The organism is Dendronalium phyllosphericum CENA369 (assembly GCF_016056275.1).
Taxonomy (GTDB): Bacteria; Cyanobacteriota; Cyanobacteriia; order Cyanobacteriales; family Nostocaceae; genus Dendronalium; species Dendronalium phyllosphericum.
This window is the reverse complement of sequence record NZ_JAECZA010000238.1, coordinates 16657-40485: the sequence shown is the minus strand read 5'-3', so window position 1 is coordinate 40485 and position 23829 is coordinate 16657. Positions and strand designations below refer to the sequence as shown.

Annotated in this window: 21 protein-coding genes; 12 read left to right on the top strand and 9 right to left on the bottom strand. The window is 39.4% G+C overall.

Going from position 1 to position 23829, the window contains the following annotated elements; all coding sequences use genetic code 11:
• Positions 1 to 197, bottom strand: a 197-nt coding sequence (locus I8752_RS28055) for a transposase (RefSeq protein WP_214435504.1), incomplete at its 3' end; no start/stop codon positions are given.
• 181 nt (positions 198 to 378) lie between these two features.
• On the opposite strand from I8752_RS28055, the gene I8752_RS28050 reads away from it, so the two are divergent.
• Positions 379 to 558 (top strand): hypothetical protein, encoded by a 180-nt coding sequence (locus I8752_RS28050; protein ID WP_214435503.1) that lies wholly within the window; start codon positions 379 to 381, stop codon positions 556 to 558.
• A gap of 2 nt (positions 559 to 560) precedes the next feature.
• A complete protein-coding gene (locus I8752_RS28045) occupies positions 561 to 836 on the top strand; it encodes a hypothetical protein (RefSeq protein WP_214435502.1) in 276 nt (91 codons plus the stop codon).
• A gap of 95 nt (positions 837 to 931) precedes the next feature.
• On the opposite strand, the gene I8752_RS28040 is transcribed toward I8752_RS28045, so the two are convergent.
• On the bottom strand, positions 932 to 3361 hold the full coding sequence (locus I8752_RS28040) for an NACHT domain-containing protein (protein ID WP_214435501.1): 2430 nt from the start codon (positions 3359 to 3361) through the stop codon (positions 932 to 934).
• 152 nt (positions 3362 to 3513) lie between these two features.
• Here I8752_RS28040 and I8752_RS28035 point away from each other — a divergent pair, with 152 nt between their 5' ends.
• From I8752_RS28035 to aroC, 4 genes are all read left to right on the top strand, one after another.
• Positions 3514 to 3690 carry a hypothetical protein gene (locus I8752_RS28035; RefSeq protein WP_214435500.1) on the top strand — a complete coding sequence of 59 codons (177 nt, stop codon included), beginning with the start codon at positions 3514 to 3516 and terminating at the stop codon, positions 3688 to 3690.
• Between the two features lie 347 nt (positions 3691 to 4037).
• Positions 4038 to 7064: an exonuclease subunit SbcC gene (gene sbcC / locus I8752_RS28030; RefSeq protein ID WP_214435499.1), complete on the top strand. Its 3027-nt coding sequence runs from the start codon at positions 4038 to 4040 to the stop codon at positions 7062 to 7064.
• 1163 nt (positions 7065 to 8227) lie between these two features.
• The gene (locus I8752_RS28025) at positions 8228 to 10219 is read left to right on the top strand and encodes a putative bifunctional diguanylate cyclase/phosphodiesterase (RefSeq protein ID WP_318780903.1); all 1992 of its coding nucleotides are present in this window, start codon (positions 8228 to 8230) and stop codon (positions 10217 to 10219) included.
• Between the two features lie 114 nt (positions 10220 to 10333).
• Positions 10334 to 11422 carry a chorismate synthase gene (aroC, locus tag I8752_RS28020; RefSeq protein WP_214435497.1) on the top strand — a complete coding sequence of 363 codons (1089 nt, stop codon included), beginning with the start codon at positions 10334 to 10336 and terminating at the stop codon, positions 11420 to 11422.
• A gap of 281 nt (positions 11423 to 11703) precedes the next feature.
• Here aroC and I8752_RS28015 read toward each other — a convergent pair whose 3' ends face one another.
• Both I8752_RS28015 and I8752_RS28010 read right to left on the bottom strand, forming a co-directional pair.
• Positions 11704 to 12135, bottom strand: a complete 432-nt coding sequence (locus I8752_RS28015) for a PIN domain-containing protein (protein WP_214435496.1) — start codon at positions 12133 to 12135, stop codon at positions 11704 to 11706.
• Between the two features lie 2 nt (positions 12136 to 12137).
• Positions 12138 to 12353 carry a hypothetical protein gene (locus I8752_RS28010; protein WP_214435495.1) on the bottom strand — a complete coding sequence of 72 codons (216 nt, stop codon included), beginning with the start codon at positions 12351 to 12353 and terminating at the stop codon, positions 12138 to 12140.
• Positions 12354 to 12498: 145 nt separating this feature from the next.
• On the opposite strand from I8752_RS28010, the gene I8752_RS28005 reads away from it, so the two are divergent.
• From I8752_RS28005 to I8752_RS27990, 4 genes are all read left to right on the top strand, one after another.
• Positions 12499 to 12753, top strand: a complete 255-nt coding sequence (locus I8752_RS28005) for a SemiSWEET transporter (protein ID WP_214435494.1) — start codon at positions 12499 to 12501, stop codon at positions 12751 to 12753.
• Between the two features lie 21 nt (positions 12754 to 12774).
• Positions 12775 to 14415, top strand: coding sequence for a B12-binding domain-containing radical SAM protein (locus I8752_RS28000; RefSeq protein WP_214435493.1), 1641 nt, complete (start codon positions 12775 to 12777; stop codon positions 14413 to 14415).
• 110 nt (positions 14416 to 14525) lie between these two features.
• Positions 14526 to 14714: a CPXCG motif-containing cysteine-rich protein gene (locus I8752_RS27995; protein WP_214435492.1), complete on the top strand. Its 189-nt coding sequence runs from the start codon at positions 14526 to 14528 to the stop codon at positions 14712 to 14714.
• A gap of 19 nt (positions 14715 to 14733) precedes the next feature.
• Positions 14734 to 15201, top strand: coding sequence for an SRPBCC family protein (locus tag I8752_RS27990; protein WP_214435491.1), 468 nt, complete (start codon positions 14734 to 14736; stop codon positions 15199 to 15201).
• 46 nt (positions 15202 to 15247) lie between these two features.
• Here I8752_RS27990 and I8752_RS27985 read toward each other — a convergent pair whose 3' ends face one another.
• The 4 genes from I8752_RS27985 to I8752_RS27970 form a co-directional block, all read right to left on the bottom strand.
• Positions 15248 to 15685 (bottom strand): secondary thiamine-phosphate synthase enzyme YjbQ, encoded by a 438-nt coding sequence (locus I8752_RS27985; protein ID WP_214435490.1) that lies wholly within the window; start codon positions 15683 to 15685, stop codon positions 15248 to 15250.
• A 93-nt stretch (positions 15686 to 15778) separates the two neighbouring features.
• Positions 15779 to 16945 (bottom strand): pyridoxal phosphate-dependent aminotransferase, encoded by a 1167-nt coding sequence (locus I8752_RS27980; RefSeq protein ID WP_214435489.1) that lies wholly within the window; start codon positions 16943 to 16945, stop codon positions 15779 to 15781.
• Positions 16946 to 16977: 32 nt separating this feature from the next.
• On the bottom strand, positions 16978 to 17316 hold the full coding sequence (locus tag I8752_RS27975) for a carbon dioxide-concentrating mechanism protein CcmK (protein WP_214435488.1): 339 nt from the start codon (positions 17314 to 17316) through the stop codon (positions 16978 to 16980).
• A 141-nt stretch (positions 17317 to 17457) separates the two neighbouring features.
• Positions 17458 to 18036 (bottom strand): 3'-5' exonuclease, encoded by a 579-nt coding sequence (locus I8752_RS27970; protein ID WP_214435487.1) that lies wholly within the window; start codon positions 18034 to 18036, stop codon positions 17458 to 17460.
• 407 nt (positions 18037 to 18443) lie between these two features.
• Here I8752_RS27970 and I8752_RS27965 point away from each other — a divergent pair, with 407 nt between their 5' ends.
• Together I8752_RS27965 and I8752_RS27960 are read left to right on the top strand one after the other, a co-directional pair.
• Positions 18444 to 21992 carry a pentapeptide repeat-containing protein gene (locus I8752_RS27965; protein ID WP_214435486.1) on the top strand — a complete coding sequence of 1183 codons (3549 nt, stop codon included), beginning with the start codon at positions 18444 to 18446 and terminating at the stop codon, positions 21990 to 21992.
• Between the two features lie 81 nt (positions 21993 to 22073).
• Positions 22074 to 22454 carry a hypothetical protein gene (locus I8752_RS27960; RefSeq protein WP_214435485.1) on the top strand — a complete coding sequence of 127 codons (381 nt, stop codon included), beginning with the start codon at positions 22074 to 22076 and terminating at the stop codon, positions 22452 to 22454.
• Here I8752_RS27960 and I8752_RS27955 read toward each other — a convergent pair.
• Positions 22360 to 23541 carry an AGE family epimerase/isomerase gene (locus tag I8752_RS27955; RefSeq protein ID WP_214435507.1) on the bottom strand — a complete coding sequence of 394 codons (1182 nt, stop codon included), beginning with the start codon at positions 23539 to 23541 and terminating at the stop codon, positions 22360 to 22362. The genes I8752_RS27960 and I8752_RS27955 overlap by 95 nt on opposite strands.
• Positions 23542 to 23829 lie beyond the last annotated feature (288 nt).

The window sequence follows — 23829 nt, the reverse complement described above, 5'->3', positions numbered from 1 at the left end:
GCCCAAGGTATTACTGTATGAAAGAACCTCAACATTGTTCGATAACTACCACCCATTTCTGCCCACCGGGATATTCCCAACATTGTGATTCGCCCATTCATCGCTAACATGGCCTGTATTATCTGGTTCAACTGTCGCATCGTTGTGGCGTTTATCTGCGGTAGAAGACATTGCAATAGTGATAAGATGTCGGGCATGGGCGGCTAGTAGTTTCTGAGTTGTCGTTGTGAGAGACAATAACTCTACTACGAAACGCCCTACCTCTTCATGCTCTTATTTTGGCAACGGTATTGTTAAATTCTATGCCTTTTTTAGAAATATAGAAATGCTTTCTTTTGCCCTTAAAATTGCTAAAGTTAAGTTATAGATAAAGCACTAATGGAACCGAGTGAAGCACAATACTTGATTATCAATGCGCTTACTACCCTAGATTTACTCGGTAATACATTTTATGATGAAGAAACTGGGAATTGGTACATCAATACATTAAGCCTAATCTTACCAATTGCTATGATTTTGCAAAACGGCGATATTGTTCCGACTAATTGGGACTTGTAATCATGAAAAATTGGACTGAAGAACAAAAACAAAAGTATGCTAGGTTTCAAGAAATTTTAGAAATTGGAAAACAGCGTCATTTGAATGCTGGTGGTAATCCTCAACTTTATCGAGCAGGTTTTAAAGGACAGGATTACTTGACAGATGAAGAGAGGAAAGAAGCAGCCAAGATAATGCGCCAAATGTTTGGTATTTCTATTACAAATGGTTACGTTCATTGTCAAGGGCATTCTTGGGAGTTGCCTGAGAATTCGCCATTATATAAAGAGCAAGTATAAGCTGAATCTTAAATTAGTACAGTTGGCGATGGAGTAGCAGATAGAACAGTTAAGTTATATTTAGACTAAAACATAGCTATTTACTAAATCTCGGTTCATGACTGTTGCTGACGCTTTTGAATCTCTGCGATCGGTAATAATAAAGTATCCTCTATTTGCTGTCGGACTTCACGGCTGACATAACAATCGCTATTCAGGCAATCCACCAAGAATCGATTGGCATCGTAATACTGTTTTATTAAGTCTTTTTGCTCGTCACTAAAATTCCATTCATATCCTATATTGCGATTGTCAATTATTATAAGTTTTAACTTATTTAACCAAGCTTTTCCATTAGCTTTCCACAATGTTTTAAATATTGCTCGGTTTTTCTTTGGGTCAGGTATTTGCTGTTTAAATCTTCTTAATGAGCGTTTTAGCTCGTTGTCATATATAATGCTAATTGCACGGTTAAGAGTAAACGCCAGACTAGAGCCTACTTGAAATTGAGGTATAGTATTAGAGGCAAGTTTGTGAGCATGAGCAAGAGCAGAAATAAGAGCATCATCAATCTCAAAATCAAGTGTATTCAAGCTGAGAGGACGAAGTTCTGATTCTATAAAATATCTAGTCGAGCTAGTCGAGTTACTAATCAACAAGCTAGCCAATAAGGCAGAATTAAGAACACTAGAATAGTCAATACCAGACTCAGGCTCCGGCTCTGGCTCCGGTTCTGCTAAGTGATTAGTTAAGTTCAATTCAAGGTCAGAACAAAGGTTAATATAGAATGCTCTCACAGTTAAGGGATTAAATGCAATCTCGACTGAAAGAGATTTATGGTTGACCCAATTTAGAAACCCTAGCAACTCATCATCATCAATAAGTAAATCAACTTGCTGCTTTATTAAAAGCAACAACCGATCTGCACTAGGCGACATCCCAACTGCCAACAAAAAGACTTCCCGCCAACGTTTTTCAGTGACATGGCTAACAAGATTTTGCAAGGCTTCTTCTGATGACTGTCTTACAACTACAAATTCTCTAGCTGTGAAATACTCATGAAATGTCAAGTGAGAAAATGAATAAATCCCTTTTGCTCTTGCTACAACTAACCCATGATGATATTCAATAGAACGCAAAACTTCCTCACTATCGACTTGCAGTGCTTCCTCATCAGTATTAGCACCAGGTAAATTGCGGATGTATTGTGTGATGTATCGCTCTGCTGTTTTCTGCTTGAAGAAGTAGTCTCCAAGCTCAAAGGTTGTTAGAGCAATTTTGCTTAATAAATCTTCCTTGCGTTGGACTGATAGCTTTTTATAAACCTGATCGCGCTGAATTCCCCGCTTGGCATCCCATTTTTTGAGTAGTGCATCTAATCCTTCTTTATATAGCTCAGAACGATTCGCTGGAAAATCTCCTGACTCTTCAAATGCTAAACATAGCAGTGTCAACAGCAAAGGACTTGCAGCAAGTTGTTTAATTCGATTATTGTCTTCAAGGCGTTCAAGAAAAGTCTCTGGTTTTACAGCTTTGTCCTTAAACCAGTTGGTTGCAAAAGTCTTAATTTGTTTATTATCAAAATCAGCAACTTCTACTTCTATAAATTTATCAAAAATATATTCTCGCGCTGCAATGCGGCAGGTAATGACGAAGTGATTTTTCCGAAAATGCTCAGAAAAATCACCAATTTCTTTTAATATACGGCTGTTATCCTCTTCTCTAACTTCATCCAAGCCATCAAGTAAAATCAATGCCTTGCCATGAGTTATTACATCTTGAATGTAATAAATAAATTCAGTCTCTACAAAAGGTGGTTTGTTAGAAATATTTTTTATCGTATCTTCAATCAAATATTCCAGTAACCCAGGTTTATTTGCTGCTTCAGCAAAGTTTTTAAGAGTGACAAAAATCGGGACACGTTTAGACTGAAACTCACCTCCAATACACTGCATTGCTAAATATTTCAAAAAAGTGGTTTTACCTGCCCCTGGTTTTCCCAAAATCATTAGCTTGGGATATTTCTCAACTGCCTCTAGTCCTGGCACTCGTTTTTCAGTAATTCTGCTCAGTCCAAAGCGGTCAAAATCATCGTTCGTACACTGTTGAAGTAATTCATCAATTCCAAGCCACCGCCGTCCAGTTATTTTCTCTAGAATGTTGACATTAGTATAAATATCATTCAGCCCAATGGGTTGAGTCATATCTAGCACCCGCATTGTGCCACAGCGTTCTTCAATGAGAGGTTTTATCTTTTCGCGTACCTCTTTTACAAGAGCATTGGTATTAAAAGTATTATTTTCTACCTTTATTAAGTCATCGACTGGGGGCATTTCAGCAATGTCTTGCCATTTCAAACTCAGCCTTTCGCAAATTCCAACAAAAATTTCGCGATCGCAAGGTTTACCTGTAAAAAATTTGGAAATAGGTTGGCGACTCTGACAAACCAAACCGATTAAATCTTTCTGCAACAATCTCTTACTTATCAGAGCTTGTTTGGCTAACTGTATGCCTTTTTGAGATGCTTGAAGCGATCGCTCTGCCATACTTTTGTGACTTTCTTAACTATGTTAATTTTCTCGCTGTTATTAAAGTCACGCAACTCATACATAAATCATACCTGAACTCATACTTGCCATAACCCTTGCCCAGACACGATTAGCGCGACCTTATAAGAGTCGTTAATCAAGTAGGTCTTATGGACACTATTTTAATGCTGATACTTAGCGCCTTTTTAGCTTGGGCAGTGGAAAAGTCTGCCGATGCAGTTTTCAATCTCATTGTTGAGCTTTCGAGGAGCGATCGCAATTCAAATCATTCTAAGCAACAAAATGAGAAGGGAGACGATAAACCACAATTAAGCTCTGACGACTAGAAGTCGTGGCTATACAAACGAAACCCGCCAGCGCGGGTTTTATTTTTTAGGATTACTTTTAGTGAAAAAATGCCAAGTTTCAACCTGCTTCTTTAAAAACTAGGAAAATCTGTTTTTGCCTTCTTTTGTGCTAACAGAGCAAAATAAACGCTAACCTCCAGAAGTTTGATTTTTCTCTGAATCTGAGCAAAATAATTTGCCTAACAGGAAAAATTAGCTCATAATATTGTTAATTTTCGTAAAATTGCGGTCTTCAGGACTAGAAACCTGATATCTACCTAGCTAAACTATCAAGAGTGCATCTGTACTGCTAGTTAAAAAAATGTAGATGTGGCGCTATAGCCTCAATGATCCCAGTACAACTTATCCTCAAAAACTTTCTTAGTTACCGTGATGCAACTTTAGATTTTAGCGGTCTGCATACGGCTTGTATTTGTGGTTCCAATGGTGCAGGTAAATCGTCTCTTCTGGAAGCCATCACCTGGGCTATTTGGGGTGAAAGCCGTGCTGCCGCTGAAGACGATGTCATCCATGCAGGTGCAAAAGAAGTGCGAGTGGATTTTACTTTCCACAGCAATCAGCACAAATATCGCGTGATTCGCACGCGAGTTCGGGGTGCTAGTAGCGTGCTTGAGTTTCAAATAGAAACACCCTCTGGCTTTCGTGCCTTGACTGGTAAGGGGGTAAGAGCAACACAGGATTTGATTTTAGAACACATCAAGCTGGATTACGATACTTTTATTAATTCTGCCTACTTGCGTCAAGGTCGGGCAGATGAATTCATGCTCAAGCGCCCTAGCGAACGCAAAGAAATCTTAGCGGAGTTGTTGAAACTCAATCAATATGATGATTTGGAAGAACGAGCTAAAGAATCATCTCGGCAGTTCAAAGCTAGGGTAGAAGAGTTAGAGCGTTCTTTAGAAGCGATTAAAATTCAACTGCAACAACGTGAGGTAACGCAGGCACAAAAAGCAGAATTAGAAAGCGAACTCAACCAATTGCAACAGGTACAAGCTTTCGATAATATTCAATTGCAAAGTTTGCAAGTTGTCCAGCACCAGCGGCAAAATTGGGAACAACAACTCAACTTTGTCAGGCAACAGTACCAGAATTTAACTCAAGATTGCGATCGCCTGCAACAAGAACACTCAGCTATCAAAAGTCAGCTAGCAGATTTAGTAGCCATCTTAAATCAAGAAACTGAAATTAAAAATGGCTATGCTCATTACCAAAGTCTGCAATCTCAAGAAGAAGTGTTGGCAACTAAATTTGAAGAATACACTCGTGCGACTGGGTTGCGCCAACAAAAGCAACAGCAACTAACTAAACAAATTCACGAAATCGAAAGACAGCTGCAACAAGTCCAAGGACAATTAGAAGCCTTGCAGCAGCAAGAGCAAGAAATTCACCAAACTCTCAGCAAATCAGGTGAAGTAGAAGCTGGTTTAGCACAACTAACCGCAGCGCGTCGCCGTGTAGCTCATTTAGACGAACTGCAAATGCAAGTTAGTCCCTTGTTGCAACAGCGGCAAAATTTACAAAGCCAACTGCATCGGGTTGAAGCTAATTTAAGAGCCAGATTAGAACAGTTACAAGCAACTGAGAACCAACTGCAACGTTCCTCACTACGCCAACCGCAACTGCAACAAGCGGTGATGGAAGTGGGAATGCAGATCGAGCAGATGGAAAAAGACAGAGTTTATTTACAACGAGTCCAGGAAAAAGGGCAGGAAAGGCGACACTTTATCGAACGGCTACAAGCACAGCAACGGGAATATGAAAGGTTATTGGGGGAATTGGATCAAAAATTACAAATGCTGCGTAATCCCGATGCCATTTGTCCTTTGTGCGAACGTTCCTTAGACGAACATAATTGGAATCGTGTAGCGGATAAAACCAAAGCTGAGTACAAAGAAACTGAGGAGCAATTATGGGTATTTAGAGAACAATTGGCTTGTACAGATCGAGAAATTCAAGTATTACGCCAGAAATACCGAGAAATATCGCAAAACTTAGCTCCTTATGAATCCTTGCGGGAACAGAGAGGGCAGTTATCAGCGCAGTTGCAATCAACCAGCGATGCCGAACAACAGTTACAACAACTGGCTGCTGAAAAGCAACATTTAGAGCGATCGCTGCAAGCTGGTGATTATGCCCCCGACAAACAAGCCGAACTGCGACAGTTAGAAGAATATCTGCAACAGCTCAATTATAATGAACAAGACCATGCTCTTGCCCGTAGTGAAGTAGAACGGTGGCGCTGGGCAGAAATTAAACAAGGGCAGATTAAAGATGCTAGCAAACGCCGAGCTACACTAGCAGCCCGAAAACCAGAATTACAGAGCCAAATTGCCCAATTACAAACTAGAATCCAGCAAGAACAAACGGATTCTGAATGTGCCAGACAAATCGTTGCCCTTGAACGTCATATTGCGGAAGTTGCCTACAGTTCGGAACAGCATAACAACCTGCGGATGGCAGTACGCCAGGCTCAGTCATGGCAGTTACGCTATCAACAGCTTTCGTCAGCCCAGCAGCAGTATCCGCAACTCCAAGCAAGATTACAAGAGTTAGAGTCAGCTAGAAGCATCAGATTAATAGAGAAACAAAAACTCGCTACCCAGATTGATAGTATTGTTCAGCAGTTAGCGCAAGCAGCCAACCCAACCGAGCAAATTCAAGCTTTAGAACAGCAACTTCAAGCACGTAGGCGACAACTAGACGAATATATAGCAAAGCTAGGGCGTTTAGAACAGTTGGCTCACCAACTGGAAACTATGCAAATTCAGTACGAGCAACAACAACTACAACTGCAATCTTGCAAACGCGAATACCGAGTTTATCAGGAATTAGCACAAGCATTTGGGAAAAATGGTATTCAGGCTTTGATGATTGAGAATGTGTTGCCCCAACTGGAAGCTGAGACAAATCAACTACTTTCGCGGCTGAGTGCTAACCAGTTACACGTGCAATTTATTACCCAAAAATCTGGGCGCAATGGCAAGTCAACGCGGAAAAATGCCAAACTGATAGACACTCTAGATATTTTAATTGCCGATGCTAGAGGTACACGAGCTTATGAAACTTACTCTGGTGGCGAAGCATTTAGAATCAATTTTGCCATCCGTTTGGCTTTGGCGAAATTACTAGCGCAGCGGGCTGGTGCATCATTGCAATTGCTAATTATAGATGAAGGATTTGGTACGCAAGATGCTGAAGGATGCGATCGCTTGATTGCAGCCATTAATGCGATCGCCTGCGATTTCGCTTGTATCCTTACGGTCACCCACATGCCCCACCTCAAAGAAGCCTTCCAAGCCCGCATTGAGGTTAGTAAAACTCAACAAGGTTCGCAGTTACATTTATTAATTTAATTAAGCTGTCGTGCATTTAATTTGCACATCTTTTCATGTTGACCGTTGGCTGTCAAAAGTCAGCGGTCAAAAACCCTATGAGTATTTCTGAAAATTAAATGCGCTTTAGCTTACATCAGTTGTTAATTTTTTACTCAGCCCTAACAGGGATAACCCTTAGTAAGTTTCATAGATTAATACCTGTATTTTTTCATCAAACCATTAAAATAGTCGATAGAAGGTATCAAAAATAATTTATAACTGCAAGATTGAGAAATCTTATTACTTAAATTTATATGTATTTAAAAACACATTAATTAGTAAAGTGTAAATGATAGTAATAAGTATATAACTTTGGTAGCAGTAGGACTTCTTGTTTCAACGCTTGATAAATAGCACTGTTGATATTCCCGATTCAAGCGTATATTTTATTTGCAAACTCAGCATGATAGCTGTAAATTTAATCCTCTGTAAAATTTTTAAAAGTTAATTAAAAATTAAGTTTTAAAAATTACAATCAATCGAGCCTTTTAGTATAAAATATGAAGGAAATATAAACGATCGCATTGAAGAAGAATTCAAAAGTCAAAATTTGATCGGTAGAAAATTCAGACCTGCTACTGATTGAATACTACTAAATTTTCGATTTAGTGGTGGCTTAAAGCTGTTAATTTATCTGCCGCTTCGTACAGAATTGATACTGACTTCTGTACGCTATTTGTTCGTGTAAAGAACCTCCTCCAGGCGACGCTCCTGCGTTGCTAATGTTGCGTTAATGGCAGTTTTTCATGGGAAAATTCCCAAGACAAAACAGCCTTTTCGCAACGCAACTGGTCGAGCGTGAATTCTGTTTTGATAACTACTATTGCAAAATAAAAATTGGCAATTTTAACACAACCTTTTTTATTTGCAAATCATCATTTTTACAGATGGTGATTCATGGTGAAACCTATTAAAACTGAAAAATATTTATCTCTCAATACATATGAAAAATTAACTAAACTCTAAAAAAAATATTTTATCTATTTGAAATTAACTTGTAGACTAGCTCATTTTTCTTAAAATGAAAAGAAAAAAAGATTTTAATAAAAATTCTATCTACGATAGCAGAGACTAACACTATGCTTCTAATGGTTAGTTTGTTCAGCTGCTTAAGTATAAAATTAATTGTCTTATCTATTTTGGTGCTACCAATAATCACCAGAATCGATTTGGTAGGGTTTATTGGCTTTGATAACTATATCGAGACAAGACTGTTATTAGCAACAGAAATTGCCCTGTTGCAAATTACATCATGCCTATTAGCCTTAGCATATGAATACTTATCAACAGAAAAAAGATTAAAAAAATTGCTTTTAGAAAATAAAAGTCTTGCCTCTAAATTAGAAAGCCAAATTTATGAGTTGACTGCGGAATTATATAAAGAGATAGACGAACGCGAGCGAATACAAATAGAATTAGAGAAATCTCTTTCTGTGCAACGAGCAACATTAGAATCTACTAATGACGGTATTTTAGTAATAGACGACCGAGGTAATATTGCAGATTTTAATCAAAAATTTGTGCAGATGTGGCAGATTCCAGAGTCGTTAATTAACTCTAGGAATTTTAGACAAGCACTGAGAGTAATGGTAAAACAGCTAGAAAATCCGAGAAACTATCTTGCAACTTTTAAAAAATTACACCTGCAACTAGATACAAATAGTAATGATGCGATCGCATTAAAAGATGGGAGTATCTTTGAGCGATATTCAATAGCGCAGCGCATTGGTGGCAAAATTGTTGGTAGAGTCTGGAGTTTTCGAGATATTACCGCTCACAAATTAGCAGAAGCCACAATCCGCCATCAAACTTTGCATGACCTTTTAACCGATTTACCTAACCGAGTATTATTTAAAAAGCGACTTTCTGAGTCATTGGCACAAGCACATCAATATGACAAAAAGCTAGCAGTCTGTTTTTTGGATATAGACCGTTTTAAAATTATCAACGATACACTCGGAGATGACATTGGCGACGAACTATTGCAAAGTATAGTCCAACGTCTGAAAAAATGTCTGCGATCGGTTGATATTATTGCTCGTTGGGAAAGTGACGAATTCACTATACTTTTGCCAGAAGTTAGCGATATCAAAAATGTAGCTCACATACAAGAACGCATTTTAGCAGCATTTAAACCTGGATTTGAGATCAAAAATCATCACTTGCATGTTAGTGCTAGCATCGGTACTGCCTTATATCCCATGCATGGAGAAAATGCAGAAACCTTAATTAAACATGCGGAATCAGCATTATATCGTGTCAAATTACAGGGACGAAATCACTATCAGTTTTATCAACCAGAAATCAATGTACAAGCTTCAGAATCCTTAATCTTGGAAAACAGCTTGCACTATGCTCTAGAACGAGAAGAATTAAGAATTTTTTACCAACCGCAAGTGAATATCACCACAGGTGAAATTACAAAAATGGAAGCTTTGCTGCGTTGGCAACACCCAAAACTAGGTTTAATTCCTCCGGAACAATTTATCCCAATCGCGGAAGAAACAGGTCTAATTGTACCTATAGGCGAATGGACTCTAAGAACTGCTTGCGCTCAAAATAAAACTTGGCAAAATGCTCTCAACTTAGAGACCTTGACAGTAGCAGTTAACCTTTCCGCACGACAATTTCAGCAACCTAACTTACTCAAGCTAGTAAGTCAAATATTGTTAGATATTAAGTTGAATCCCAATTGTTTGGAGTTAGAAATTACCGAAAGCATTGCCATGGACAATGTGTCTTTAACTCAGGAGATTTTGAGCGAGTTATGTAAAATGGGTGTCTCTATTTCCATAGACGATTTTGGCACGGGGTATTGTTCTCTCAGTTATCTCAAAAATTTTCCGATCCACTGTTTAAAAATTGACAGGTCTTTCGTATGCGACCTTACGAATGAAAATTGTCAAGCAGCTATCACAACTGCGATCGTCACTTTGGCACATGGACTGAATCTAACAGTCGTTGCCGAAGGGGTAGAAACTGAAGAACAACTAAATGTATTGCGAATTCTTGAATGTGAATTAATGCAAGGATATCTTTTTAGCCGCCCTTTATCAGTAGAAGATGCTACAAGATTGCTGCGAAAATCTACAACTTTTAAAATTAGTAACTCTTATTTAATTGCAAGGCATTAATTAGGTTAATGAGTAGTTTAGTAAACTGTTACGCGAGGTAACAGAGGTGTAAACAAGACTTTTGCAAGACCTCTAGGTACAATACATAAGCTTCTTCCTTATTTTATAAATATTATGGGCAGTACTTTTGGGCATCTATTTAGCATCAGCACTTTTGGCGAGTCCCACGGCGGTGGTGTGGGAGTTGTAATTGACGGTTGTCCTCCGCGACTGGAAATTTCTGCCGAAGAAATTCAAGTAGAGTTAGACAGAAGACGACCAGGACAAAGCAAAATTACGACACCTCGCAAAGAAGCTGATTCTTGCGAAATTTTGTCTGGAGTCTTTGAAGGCAAAACTTTGGGGACACCCATAGCAATTTTGGTAAGGAACAAAGACACGCGTTCCCAAGACTACAACGAGATGGTACAAACGTATCGCCCTTCTCATGCGGATGCAACTTATGATGCCAAATATGGCATTCGCAATTGGCAAGGTGGAGGCAGGTCGTCAGCGCGTGAGACAATTGGAAGAGTGGCAGCAGGTGCGATCGCTAAAAAAATTCTCCGTCAAGTTGCCAATGTTGAAATCATCGGTTATGTCAAGCGCATCAAGGATTTAGAAGGTGTAGTTGACCCCAATATCGTCACCTTAGAACAAGTGGAAAGCAACATTGTCCGCTGTCCCGATACTGAATGTGCAGATCGCATGATTGAATTAATCGAACAAACTGGTAGACTTGGTGATTCTATCGGCGGTGTGGTGGAATGTGTGGCGCGCAATGTCCCCAAAGGTTTAGGCGAACCAGTATTTGATAAATTGGAAGCTGATATCGCTAAGGCTGTAATGTCTCTCCCTGCTAGCAAAGGCTTTGAAATTGGTTCGGGTTTTGGCGGAACTTTGCTTACCGGCTTTGAACATAACGACGAATTTTATATTGATGAAAAGGGTGAAATTCGCACTGTAACTAACCGTTCTGGTGGTATTCAAGGAGGAATTTCTAACGGAGAAAATATTATTTTACGAGTTGCATTTAAGCCGACAGCAACAATTAGAAAAGAACAAAAAACAGTTACTAGTGAAGGTGAAGAAACAGTATTAGCTGCAAAAGGACGACACGATCCTTGTGTATTACCGCGTGCAGTTCCAATGGTGGAAGCGATGGTGGCTTTAGTTTTGTGCGACCATTTGCTCCGGCATCACGGTCAGTGTAAGGTGTTGTAATCAATAAAGCGATCGCTTTTCAAAGATAGTCTCAGATTTCCAACTTATTAAATAAGTTAGGAATCTTATTGCTATTAGTTGTAGCGATCGCGCAAAAATTGCCGAGCGGTGTAAAATATTTAGCAGCGTTGCAAACAGAGGAGGGCAATTGTTGGCAATAAACTACGACTATGACTTTGAAAAATTTCCACACTGAATTTCCATTTATTGAGCAGATTCTCGATCCAAGGTTCTTTGCTTAAAATAAATTTGATATCATTGTAAACCTAATATCTTTATTTTTATTTAAACAGATTCACGATCTCTAATTGACCAGCTACTACTAACCCATCCTGCATATCTTCAGAATAGAGAAGACTTGTACCTGATGACAGCGCACAAGCAACAATTAAACTATCCCAAAAAGAAAAATTATATCGACTGCGGATATCTGATGCAGATTCAAAAATACTTTCTTTGAACTCTATTACAGTACAGCGACGATAAAACGATTGAATCACAGCTTTGATTTGCTCTTCGTTAAAGGCTGCTTTTTTTAGTAAATTAGCAGAAACCTCATTTACAACCTGCGTACTGATAATGATTACTTGATTTGACGTAATTGAAATAGCAATATTCCGTTTTCTTTCTCTTTCTACCAATTCTATATTCTGGTTGTCTAATAACCGATATAGCCAAACATTCGTATCAATAAAAGATGCACCATTTGTCATAATTAGCCACTGTAAATTTCTTCACGATCGAGTACACCATTCACTTGAATTTGATTTACGGTCAATTCATCAATTATGTCTTTTTTTGAAGATGATTTTTTCTTTACCAAAACAATAACTTGAATATCATCTCCTTCAAAGAGTTCTTGTTTGTACTCATCAGGAATCTGAATCAAACCATTTTGAATCTTTGCTTGAAACTTTACTGCATCTAGCATTTTAATCTCTCTTATATAATGGTATAACTAAAGTTTAGCCTAATTTTTTGCAGCTTGGTAGTTGACTAGTTTAAACAAATTACTTGAAGCATAAGAGAGAATTTAGATAAATTATGATACATCAACTTAAGATAAATAATTAAGTATGGATTTTCTGACAATTTTGGGATTAGCTGCTGCCACAATAACCACAATCTCTTTTTTGCCACAAATGTTAAAAACATGGCGAACAAAATCAGCAAAAGATGTTTCTTTAATAACGCTGATTACATTTATAATAGGTGTTTTTTTGTGGTTAGTTTATGGAATATATCTCCAAGCTTTGCCGATTATTCTTGCTAACAGCGTGACATTGGTTTTTAACTGTATAATTCTATGGCTTAAAATTAGATATAGATAACCCTGCTGATAATAAACACTTGTGACATCATCTGTATTTGCCTCCGAACGTCTCTTATTCACGCCTACTACCCCCAACAACGACGCTATACCAGTCATTTTTGCCTTTCCCAATGAGTACACCGTCGGTATCACTAGCTTAGGCTATCAGGTGGTTTGGGCAACTTTGGCAATGCGCGATGATGTGCACGTAAGTCGCTTGTTTACCGATATTCACGAACAATTACCCATAAAACCAGAAATAATCGGATTTTCTATTTCTTGGGAACTAGATTATGTGAATATTTTAAATTTGCTGGAATCTTTAGAAATTCCGATTCGTGCAACTTCACGCGATGATAATCAGCCGATAATTTTTGGCGGCGGCCCTGTTCTCACTGCTAACCCCGAACCTTTTGCAGATTTTTTTGATGTAATTTTGCTAGGAGATGGCGAAAATCTGTTAGGAGATTTTATTGAGGCATATAAAACTGTCAGAAATACTTCTAGACAAACTCAACTTAAAACACTTGCACAAATACCAGGAATTTATGTTCCGAGTTTGTATGAAGTGGAATATCAAGCAATAGATGGTGCAGTCAAGGCAATTAAACCAATTTCATCAGAAATTCCGGAATTGGTACAAAAACAAACTTATCGTGGAAATACTTTATCAGCATCAACTGTCGTTACTCAAAAGGCAGCTTGGGAAAATATTTACATGGTGGAAGTGGTCAGAAGTTGTCCAGAAATGTGCCGCTTTTGTTTAGCGAGTTATCTGACATTGCCTTTTAGAACAGCAAATTTGGAAGGTTCGTTAATTCCAGCTATTGAAAGAGGTTTAGCAGTTACAAATCGCTTAGGATTATTAGGGGCTTCTGTTACCCAGCATCCAGAATTTGAGACATTACTACATTATATTAGTCAGCCAAAATACGATGATGTTCGTTTGAGTATTGCCTCGGTGCGAACCAATACAGTAACAGTACAGCTAGCCAAAACTTTAGCACAACGAGACACGCGATCGCTTACAATTGCCGTTGAAAGTGGTTCAGAAAAATTGCGGCAAATCGTCAACAAAAAGCTGCATAACGAGGAAATTATCCAAGCAGCGGTAAATGCTAAAGCAGGTGGATTATCAGCCTTGAAACTCTACGGTATGGTAGGAATTCCCGGTGAAGAACCAGAGGATTTAGAGCAAACTGTAGCAATGATGCAAAACGTTAAAAAAGCTGCACCAGGATTGCGTTTAACACTGGGGTGCAGTACCTTTGTGCCCAAGGCACACACGCCTTTTCAGTGGTTTGGAGTCAATAAGCAAGCTGAGAAGCGGTTGCAATTATTACAAAAAAAACTCAAACCCCAAGGCATAGATTTTCGCCCAGAAAGCTATAATTGGTCAATAATTCAAGCTTTGTTATCCAGAGGCGATCGCCGACTCTCCCATCTTCTCGAACTGACTCGCAACTTTGGCGATTCTTTGGGTAGCTACAAACGTGCTTTCAAGCAACTCAAAGGACAGCTTCCCGACTTAGATTTTTACGTTTATGCCAACTGGCCTACAGAGCAAGTTTTACCCTGGAGTCACTTGCAAGGGCCTCTACCACAGTCTACACTACTAAAGCATTTGGCTGATGCTACCAGTTATTTCCAATCATCGCCAAAAGAATTACAGCCAAAATAGGAGGCAAGAAGAGAAGTTTTAGGAAAACTTTCCTAAAAGCGAACTTTGGGGGATAAGGGAAATCTTAATAACTAGTCCCCAATCTTCATAAATTCATAGTTAAAAACCCGATGCAAACAACAGCTGAGTATTATTGCGCCTATTGCGGCGAATCTAATTTAACTTTTATCGATCTGAGTGCTGGATCGCAACAATCTTATGTAGAAGATTGCCAAGTTTGCTGTAATCCAAATATTTTATATGTCCGGGTTGATGAAGATACTTTAGATATTGAAATTGATACCGAATCCGAAGGCTAAATAGTAGGTTTTTCTTTCCATGCTGCACTTTACACATTCCTCAGTAATTGATGCGACAACAGAAGTAGTTTGGAAATTTCACGAAAGGCCAGATATTTTGCAACTACTAAATCCCCCTTGGCAACCAGTTCAAGTAGTGCGCCGTGAGGGAGGATTGGAAGTAGGCGCTATTACAGAATTTCGATTGTTTTTAGGGCTATTACCCTTAACTTGGTTAGCGCGTCATACTGAATGCGAACAATATCGCTTATTTGTTGATACACAAATATCCGGGCCTTTTGAGTCTTGGATACATCGACATCAATTTGAATCGATAGATAATAAAACTAGATTGACTGATGCAATTTCCTTTTCTATGCCTGGTGGAGGAACAGTTGAATTTATCAGTGGTTGGTTAGTGCAAGCACAACTAGAAGCAATGTTTCGGTATCGCCACTACATAACGAAACGAGAGTGCAAATCACAACAAAATGTCTTACATTCCTGAAACAGAAAATGATTCACAATCCCAAATCTAAAATTGTGTTAACTTATCATTCTCCGTAAATTTGAAGAAATACACTTCTTTTGCGAGACCCGTCTAACTCAAAAAACAATATAGATTGCCAAGTTCCTAAAGCTAACTTTCCATCTACAATAGGAATTACTTCACTGGTAGTCAACATCATTGCCATCAAGTGAGAATGGGCATTGATTGGTTCATCTTCAGGAACATCTCTTAAATGTAAGTCGTTGTGCAAGTAATGTTCTGACTCTGGCGCTAATTTCTGTAAGAAAACCTTGATATCTTCTAACAATCTGACTTCATTTTCATTGATAGCTAAGGCAGTGGTAGTGTGTCGAGAAAATACTAAAACCTGACCGTTTTTAATCGAAGTTGAAGTAATAAAATCTTGAACTTGTGATGTAATGTTATGAATATTAATACCTGGACTAGTTTCAATTTCAACTAGTTTATGAATAATTGGCATTTTTTCAAGTTTGAATTTGAGATTTTAAATTTTAAAACTAACGCATTCATCTATTTAAATCTCAACCCAAAACTTAATATCTATTCATAACTCCTAATTCTTAATTATCGTTTGCAAACCTTGTACTAATCTTTCTATACCTTCTTTTACAGTATCTATTTGCAGCGCCCCATAAGCAACCCGTAGATAACATCCATCATTCATGCCGAAGGTTGTACCGGGAATGACAGCCACTTTATGTTCCTGAATTAATCTTTCGACTAATTTAAATGCATCCATCTGAGTATGCACTTTCAAGAAAAAATAGAAAGCCCCATTAGCAGGAGTAATGCTACACAAACTTTGTAAGCGGTTGAGAGATTCCAGTACTAGTTGCCGTACTTTTGCGATCGCACCAATATTTTCTTTTAAATAATCGTCTTTTGCCTGCAATGCCCCCAAAGCTGCATACTGAGAAACTACGGGCGGACAAATCAAAATTGTATCCTGAATTTTTTTAACGGGGACTAGTAAGTGTTGAGGAATCACCATATAACCGATGCGCCAACTAGCAAAGCCGTATGCTTTAGAAAGACTATAAAGGGAAATTGTGTATTCGCTACTGCCAACAGCACCAGGAGAAACGTGTTTTACCCCGTTATAGGTAAAATATTCATAGGCTTCATCGCTAATGTGGTAGATGCCGCGATCGCTACAAATTTGATTTACTTGGTGCAATGTCGCTTCACAATAGACAACTCCAGTTGGATTATTGGGTGAAATTGTCACTACCGCCCGTGTTTTTGGAGTAATTGCTTGGGCAATGGCTTCAGGACGCAGTTGGTAATTTTCATCTGTTTCTACTAATACCGCACGACAACCCGCCATTGCGATCGCCATTTCGTGGTTGAAATAGTAGGGCGTATTTAAAATTATTTCGTCGCCTGGACTAGTAATAGCAAGAACGGCATTCATAAAGCCCATATTGCTACCTGCTGTCACAACGATGCAGTTTTCTTTGTTGATTTCAATACCATTGAAGACTGACAATTTTGCTGCAAGTGCTGCCAATAAAGGAGGAATTCCCTCAACTGCTTTGTAGAGATTATTAGTTGGTTCGGCAAGGAATTTAGGCAAAAGTTCTATAGCTTCAGGTGGTGGACTATACGAAACCACACCTTGTCCTAGAGAAATGGTTCCAGGAGAGTTTTTAATTAGTTCGCCAACCACAGGAATAATTGGCGACTGTACCGCCTGCATCCGAGAGATTAATTTAGTCATCAGTCACCAGTCATCAGTCAACAGTCATCAGTTTACGCTGATAAAGGCGGAGGAAACCTGATATCTGCATTGAATTGCTCTACATTGCCACTGTGATGAATCGGTAAAACATATTCTAAGTTTTCATGGGGACGGGGAATAATGTGATTGGAAAGCAACTCACCTCCGTTAACTCGCAGCACCGCCTCTAATCCTGCTGCTACAGCTACATTTACCTCACCGACATTTCCCCGAATCAACACAGTAATTCGTCCCAAATCTGTATTTTCGTAACCAACAAGGGTGACGCGGGCTGCTTTACACATAGCGTCTCCAGCTTCCAGGGCTGCGGGAACGCCATAAACTTCAATCATGCCCAGCGCTAATGTCATATCGTTAGTCGGATTTAATTTGCGATCGCAGTTGTGAGGGTAATACAAAATCCTATCATCATCAGGACTTACGCACAAAGATTACTGAAAACAGACTCGATAATTTGTTATTCACAACAAAGCATGAAAATGTTCTTTTCCTTAATCCCTATTTTCATGAGGTATTTTTACAGTTTTTATGTGTCTGTAGATAGCTGCAATATTACGAGCATCATCTATACCTCGATGGTGTGTGCCTATCAACTCCATTCCTAGATGCTGGAGAGCCTGTGCCATACCAAATCTTTTAGATACACCAAGATATTCTGAAAATTCCTTTTTGATATTTCTGTGTTCGGAAGCAAAAGGATAAGAAACATGATGAAATTCACAATCTTGAAGAAATTGCTTTTTATCGTAATTACCCCACGAGCAGAAAATATGCATAGGGAATGAGTATAACCATTCCTTAAAACGAGAAATTACTTCCGGATATTGTCGTGCTTGGTCAACATCTTCTTGTCGAATGCTAGTCAATTCAGTACAAAAAGCTGTTAATTGGGGATGTCTTACAGGTTGGATAAATTGCTGAAATTCTGCGTCAATTTCCCATGTTGCTCGATTGAGCATTACAGCACCGATTTCAATAATTTCCATTTCGTGACTGGGAATTTTACCGTCATTGGAGCAAGTAGCTTCTAAATCAACAATTAAAAAATATGATTTTCGGTCAGCGTTCATATACTTTATTAAAGATTGGTAAGTTGTAATATATTTTATTTAGGATTTTTCCAAACTTATAACTGAATTGGATAGGATATATTTTTCATATCCTTACAGTAATTAGTCTGACAAGAGTATGAATATTCAAATATTGTAGTATAAGTATTACATAAAGCACAACTTATAGAACAACACAGCAGGACTTACGCAAAAATTATCTAAAAAACATTGATTTAAGTATTATTTATTACTTAAAAAGCATTTATTAAGTACGTGTTACTAACTTTATCCCAAGTATACTTTGCTTTGTGAGCAGAGACTTATAGCCGTTTGAGTAAAGCGATCGCAAATTGTTAACTAGTTAACTCTGAGTTTAAATCATACCAGTGCATTTTTCTAAAATAGATAGGGCAGGAAAATAGTTTATGACGAGGAAGTTGTGGAAGTTTTGGACAAACATTCAGCAATTGAACTGGGGACAGAGCGTAGAGGTAACAAAGACGGGAACCGAAGCTGCTAAAGCCGTGTTTGATTTGGCGAAAGCGCTTAAAGATCAAAAACCCAACGTTCAAAACTTTAAACCCTATGTAGAACAAATTTCCTCGCTGTTAGATGTATTTAATAGTCCTCTGGGTCAAATTACTAAGGACGCAATTCCCTTTGCACCCATTGCCATTACTATACTAAAGCTGATTTTTGATGCCACCAAAAAAGAGCCAAGCTTAGAAAGCTGTGTGCTACTGGTTAGTCAGGTTGCTTACATAGACAGCTTTCAGGAAATTCTCAAACAAGATTCGCAATTACTAGAGAAACTTAATCAAGACGAAAAAGCTTCTGATGCTTTAGCTTTGCAGATTAGGAAATTAGGCGAAGAAGAATTTGAGGAGCGGGAAGCGAAAAAAGCGATTGTTTATTTCCACGAATCAAAACTAGCAGATGCATTTAATCAGATTTTACAGCAACGATTGCAAGAGGCAGGGTTAACTGAGACAGACGCAAAAACTGTAACTGAACGAGTGGCTCGGAAGACCGATGAATACATACAAGACGCATTGATAGGAGTCGGCGATAAAGTTAAGCAACTGGTGCAATGGTATAGCGCCGGAGGGAAAGAGAAGCTAGAAAAGAATCTGAGTATTGAAGATTATTTAGAACAGGTAATAAAACCTAAGCCAGAAGAAAAGATTTTTGATGAAACTCACATTACCTTTCGGGACTTGTATGTACCGCTGCAAGTCAAAGAACTGGATGACCAAAACAATACAACTCTTCAAATAGAGGAATGGGTTAAGACAATACTTGAGAATCCAGATCCGAATAAACAAAAACAAGTTTTATTTATTCAAGGCGAAGCCGGACGTGGTAAAAGTGTCTTTTGTCGAATGTTTGCTAACAGGGTACGGCGGGAATTGCATCCTAGCTTTACGCCAATTCTGATTCGGTTGCGGGAGCTGCGGGTACTCAAAGATAATCTCACTGATACTTTAGAAAACTATTTAGAAAACGTTGATTTTGTCATCAGTGATTCCGGCTGGCTGACCGATAAGAATACCCGATTTTTGTTTTTACTGGATGGTTTTGACGAGCTGTTGCTAGAAGGACGAGCTAGTGGCGGCTTGAAGGAATTTTTGGAACAGGTAGAGAAGTTTCAAAAAGATAACCTTTGCCATCATCAGTTTTTAGTTACTGGTCGTCCTTTAGCGCTACAAGGAATTGAACGGCTGCTCTCACAAACAAAAAGCCTCAAGCGTGTAGAACTTCAGCCAATGGATGACTCGATTCGGCAAACATGGCTAGAGAAATGGGCAGCTAAAGTTGGGACGCAGGAAGCTACTAACTTTGATCAGTTTTTGCAGGCTTGTCCTGATGAAATTAAAGATAAATTAGCACGAGAACCTTTACTGCTTTATTTATTAGGACGGATGCACCGGGAGCAGCGTGTCAATGTGCAAATGTTTGCAGATGCAAAAGGTATCCAAGCAAAAATCCGCATCTATGACGAATCAGTGAAGTGGGTACTAGAAAAACAGCGCGAAAGTGAAAATCAGAATGATAACTCCCGCTTGACTAGATTAGAGAGCGAAGATTTGCGAGAGTTTCTGACTGAAGCTGCTTTGTGTGTGGTGCAGTCGGGGAATGAATCTGCAAAAGTGGCAATGTTAGAAGCACGGCTCAAAGACAGCAAAAGCCCAGCAGCAAAGTTAATTCAGCAAGCTAGACAGGAGAATTCCTCAGAAAAAAATCAACAAGATAAGCTACTCAATAACTTGTTGACTGCATTTTATATCAAACCTGCTTCAGGTGATAAAGGCGGTTCTGTGGAGTTTGTCCACAAGAGTTTTGGCGAGTTTTTATTCGCGGAGCGTTTAATACAAAGCTTTGTAGATTGGACAGAAAAAGTAACCAAGCGTCAGCGCGAAGATGACTTGATTACCATGGATGTAATGGATAGGCAGATTTATGATCTATTTGGCTATGGAAATTTAACACCTGAGATTGTCGAGTATTTGATGGGTTTGTTGATTGAAAGATCGGAATTTAACGATATAGAACGCTTGCAGAAACTGTTCCAAAGATTAGAGTATTTCTACTTTCGTTGGAGCGATGGGGAATTTATTGATTCAGAAGATGCAAACCTACCCCTAATTAAGAAAAAACAATTAAGGGAGCAATTACCAGAACGAGAAACTCACTTGGGACTGCGACAGGTCGATGTTTATACAGGGCTGAATGTAATGATTTTGCTCCTAGAATTGCATCGCTATGCCCGAACAAAAGACGACCTCAAAAACACAATTACTTTTCACCCCTGCGGTCAATTGGATAATGATAAATTTAACTCAGAACGCTTGCGCTGTATTATCGGCTATAGTCACTGTCTGGGTATCTTAGGTTTTAACAACAATTTAAGGTCGTTTCTCACCGGTGTTGATTTCAGCGGTGCCGACCTTGGTGATGTCTTCCTCGGCGGTACTGACCTCAGTGATGCCAACCTCAGCGATGTCGACTTTAGAGATACCTATCTCAGTGGTGCCAACCTCAGCGATGCTGACCTTAATGGTGCTGACCTCAGTGATGCCAACCTCAGCGATGCTGACCTTAATGGCGCTGACCTCAGCGGTGCCGACCTCTATCGTACAAATCTCATTGATGCCGACCTGAGTTATGCCGACCTCAGTTATGCCAATCTCAACAGTGCCAATCTCAGCAATACCAACCTCAATGGTGCCAACCTCAATGGTGCCGACCTCAGTTATGCCAATCTCAACAGTGCCAATCTCAGCAGTACCAACCTCAATGGTGCCAACCTCAATGGTGCCAATCTTAGCAGTGTCAATCTCAGCAATGCTGACCTGAATGGTGCTAATCTTAGCAGTGCTAATCTTAGCGGTGCTAATCTTAGCGGTGCTAATCTTAGAGACGCCCATTTCAGCAGTGCCAACTTTGAAGCAGTTGTATGGAACAGTGATACAAAATGGCTCAATGCCGAAGGGCTACATGAAGCAGTAGCAATATTTCCTAAGTTGATGCAAGATACAGCTTTTTCGGCTGCGGTTGCTTTAAGTCAGGGCATCAGTTGGGTGAAAGAAGGCAAAATTCAAGAAGCAAAGAGCGCTTTCAGCCAAGCCCGAAATATTCAACCTAGTTTGAATGACTCTGCTGAATATTGGAATAGCATCTGCTGGGTTGGTAGTTTATACGGTCATGCTAAAGGAGTTCTTCCTGTCTGTGAAAAAGCTGTCACCCTAGACCCTGAAAATAAATTTTATCAAGATAGTCGGGGGCTTGCTAAAGTACTGACAGGCGATCTGGTAGGGGCATTAGAAGACTTTCAGGCTGCTGTAGACAGTGGTGCACTTGATTACTCAGAAGATGTGAAGCAGCAACGGCTAGACTGGATAGAAGCACTTAAGGCAGGCAACAATCCCCTCACACCAGAAGAATTGGAGGAACTGCGCGAGGCTGAAGGCTAAATACGGAGTAGAAGAATCTACGGTATACACACAAGTCACAAAAACCTCATTACTAAAGATTTCCGGTGAATTAGTTCGGTTGTGCCACTAATAATTGCAATAAAGGCGATCGCATTTACTATTTCGGCGAACTCATTTACTATATCGGCGAACTCATTTACTATTTCGACGATCGCATTTACTATTTTGGCGATCGCATTTACTGTTTTGGCGAACTCATTTACTGTTTTGGCGAACTCATTTACTGTTTTGGCGATCGCATTTGCTATTTTTGCGATCGCATTTACTATTTTTACGATCGCATTTACTGTTTTGGCAATCGCATTTACTGTTTTGGCGATCGCATTTACTATTTTTACGATCGCATTTACTGTTTTTGCGAACTCAACGCCTCAAACTGCTGCCAGCAAAGGTACAGCGCACGCGGTACGTGAAAACATCCTTTCCATTTGCCACCTTTGAGGTTCAATAATACTTCCCCACGCCGATTGAGGTAGCCAAACCACTCACCGTATTCTGCATCGGCAAAGTACGACCAAGCATAATCGTGCATTTTTTCATACCATTCCCAACACTCTTTACGTCCTGTCAAGCGATAACCCATTGCCAAGGCAACCAAAGATTCTAAATGCACCCACCACAACTTTTGATCCCATTCGAGTTGTTGTGGCGGATGACCTTCTGCATCCATAAAGTAATACAATCCGCCATATTCGCTATCCCAGGCATAATTTAGGATATTTAGCACCACATCAACAGCTTTATTAATAGTTTTGCTGTCGTTTTTCCGACGGGCGATGTCCATGATAAACCACATAGCTTCAATCCCATGACCGGGGTTAATCACTCGTCCTTCAAAACTATCAATGTGGGAACCGTCAGGGGCAACGTTTTCGTACATCAGTCCTCGTTCTTGGTCAAGAAAATCGCTTATCACTTCCCGAACAGTCAAATCTAGGACGTTCTCTAGGGTTTCGCTAGACAGTAGCCACTCCATTTCTAGTGTCAGGTTGGCTAAAATCATTGGCACTGCTAAAGATTTCATCAGGCGGGTGTTGGGATAAGTCTTGTTATATTTGCCCTTCGGATTGTCTTTGCGACGCAGAACGTTATTGTAAGCTTGTGTTGCGACATTTTTCGCCCACTCTTCATTACTAGCAAGGGCGTATTGGCTAAATGCCATTGCGGCAAAGCAATCAGAAAAGATATTGTAAGGCTGAACTAGTGGCTGACCTTCGCGGGTAAGGGCAAAGTACCAATTGCCATCGTCATCTCTACCATGTTGGGCGAGAAATTTAGCGCCATTGCTGGCAATTTTCATCCAGTTTTCGCGTTTTTCTAGTTGGTTGCAAAGCATGGAAAAAGTCCATACTTGGCGGTTTTGCAACCAGATAAATTTGTCTGTGTCATAAACTTTGCCCTCGCGGTCTAGGCAGGTGAAGTAGCCGCCTTGTTGCCAGTCGAGTGAGTGTTTTTCCCAAAATGGAAGTACGTCATTGAGGAGGGCGTTTTTATAAAGTTCCGCCAGCGCTTTCAAGTCGTGCCCCATAAATTCCCCTTGTGTGCCAACACTAACAGCGTTCATTATCGCTTTGTGATGGATAGACGACAAGTATTCTTGTCTGTCACTCTTCTAAAATACAAGGGTGTGGGAAAGAGAAAAGTGTTTATTTTATTTATATTAAGATATAGCAATTTAACCAAAGGTTTTGGGACAGTATTGATTGCTAGAAACTAGGTAAGCATTGGGTTTATACTCAGCACTCAGAACTCAGCACTCAGCACTTTGCGATACAAGGGTGTGAAACGCGATCGCACTTCACACGTTTTTTCATCG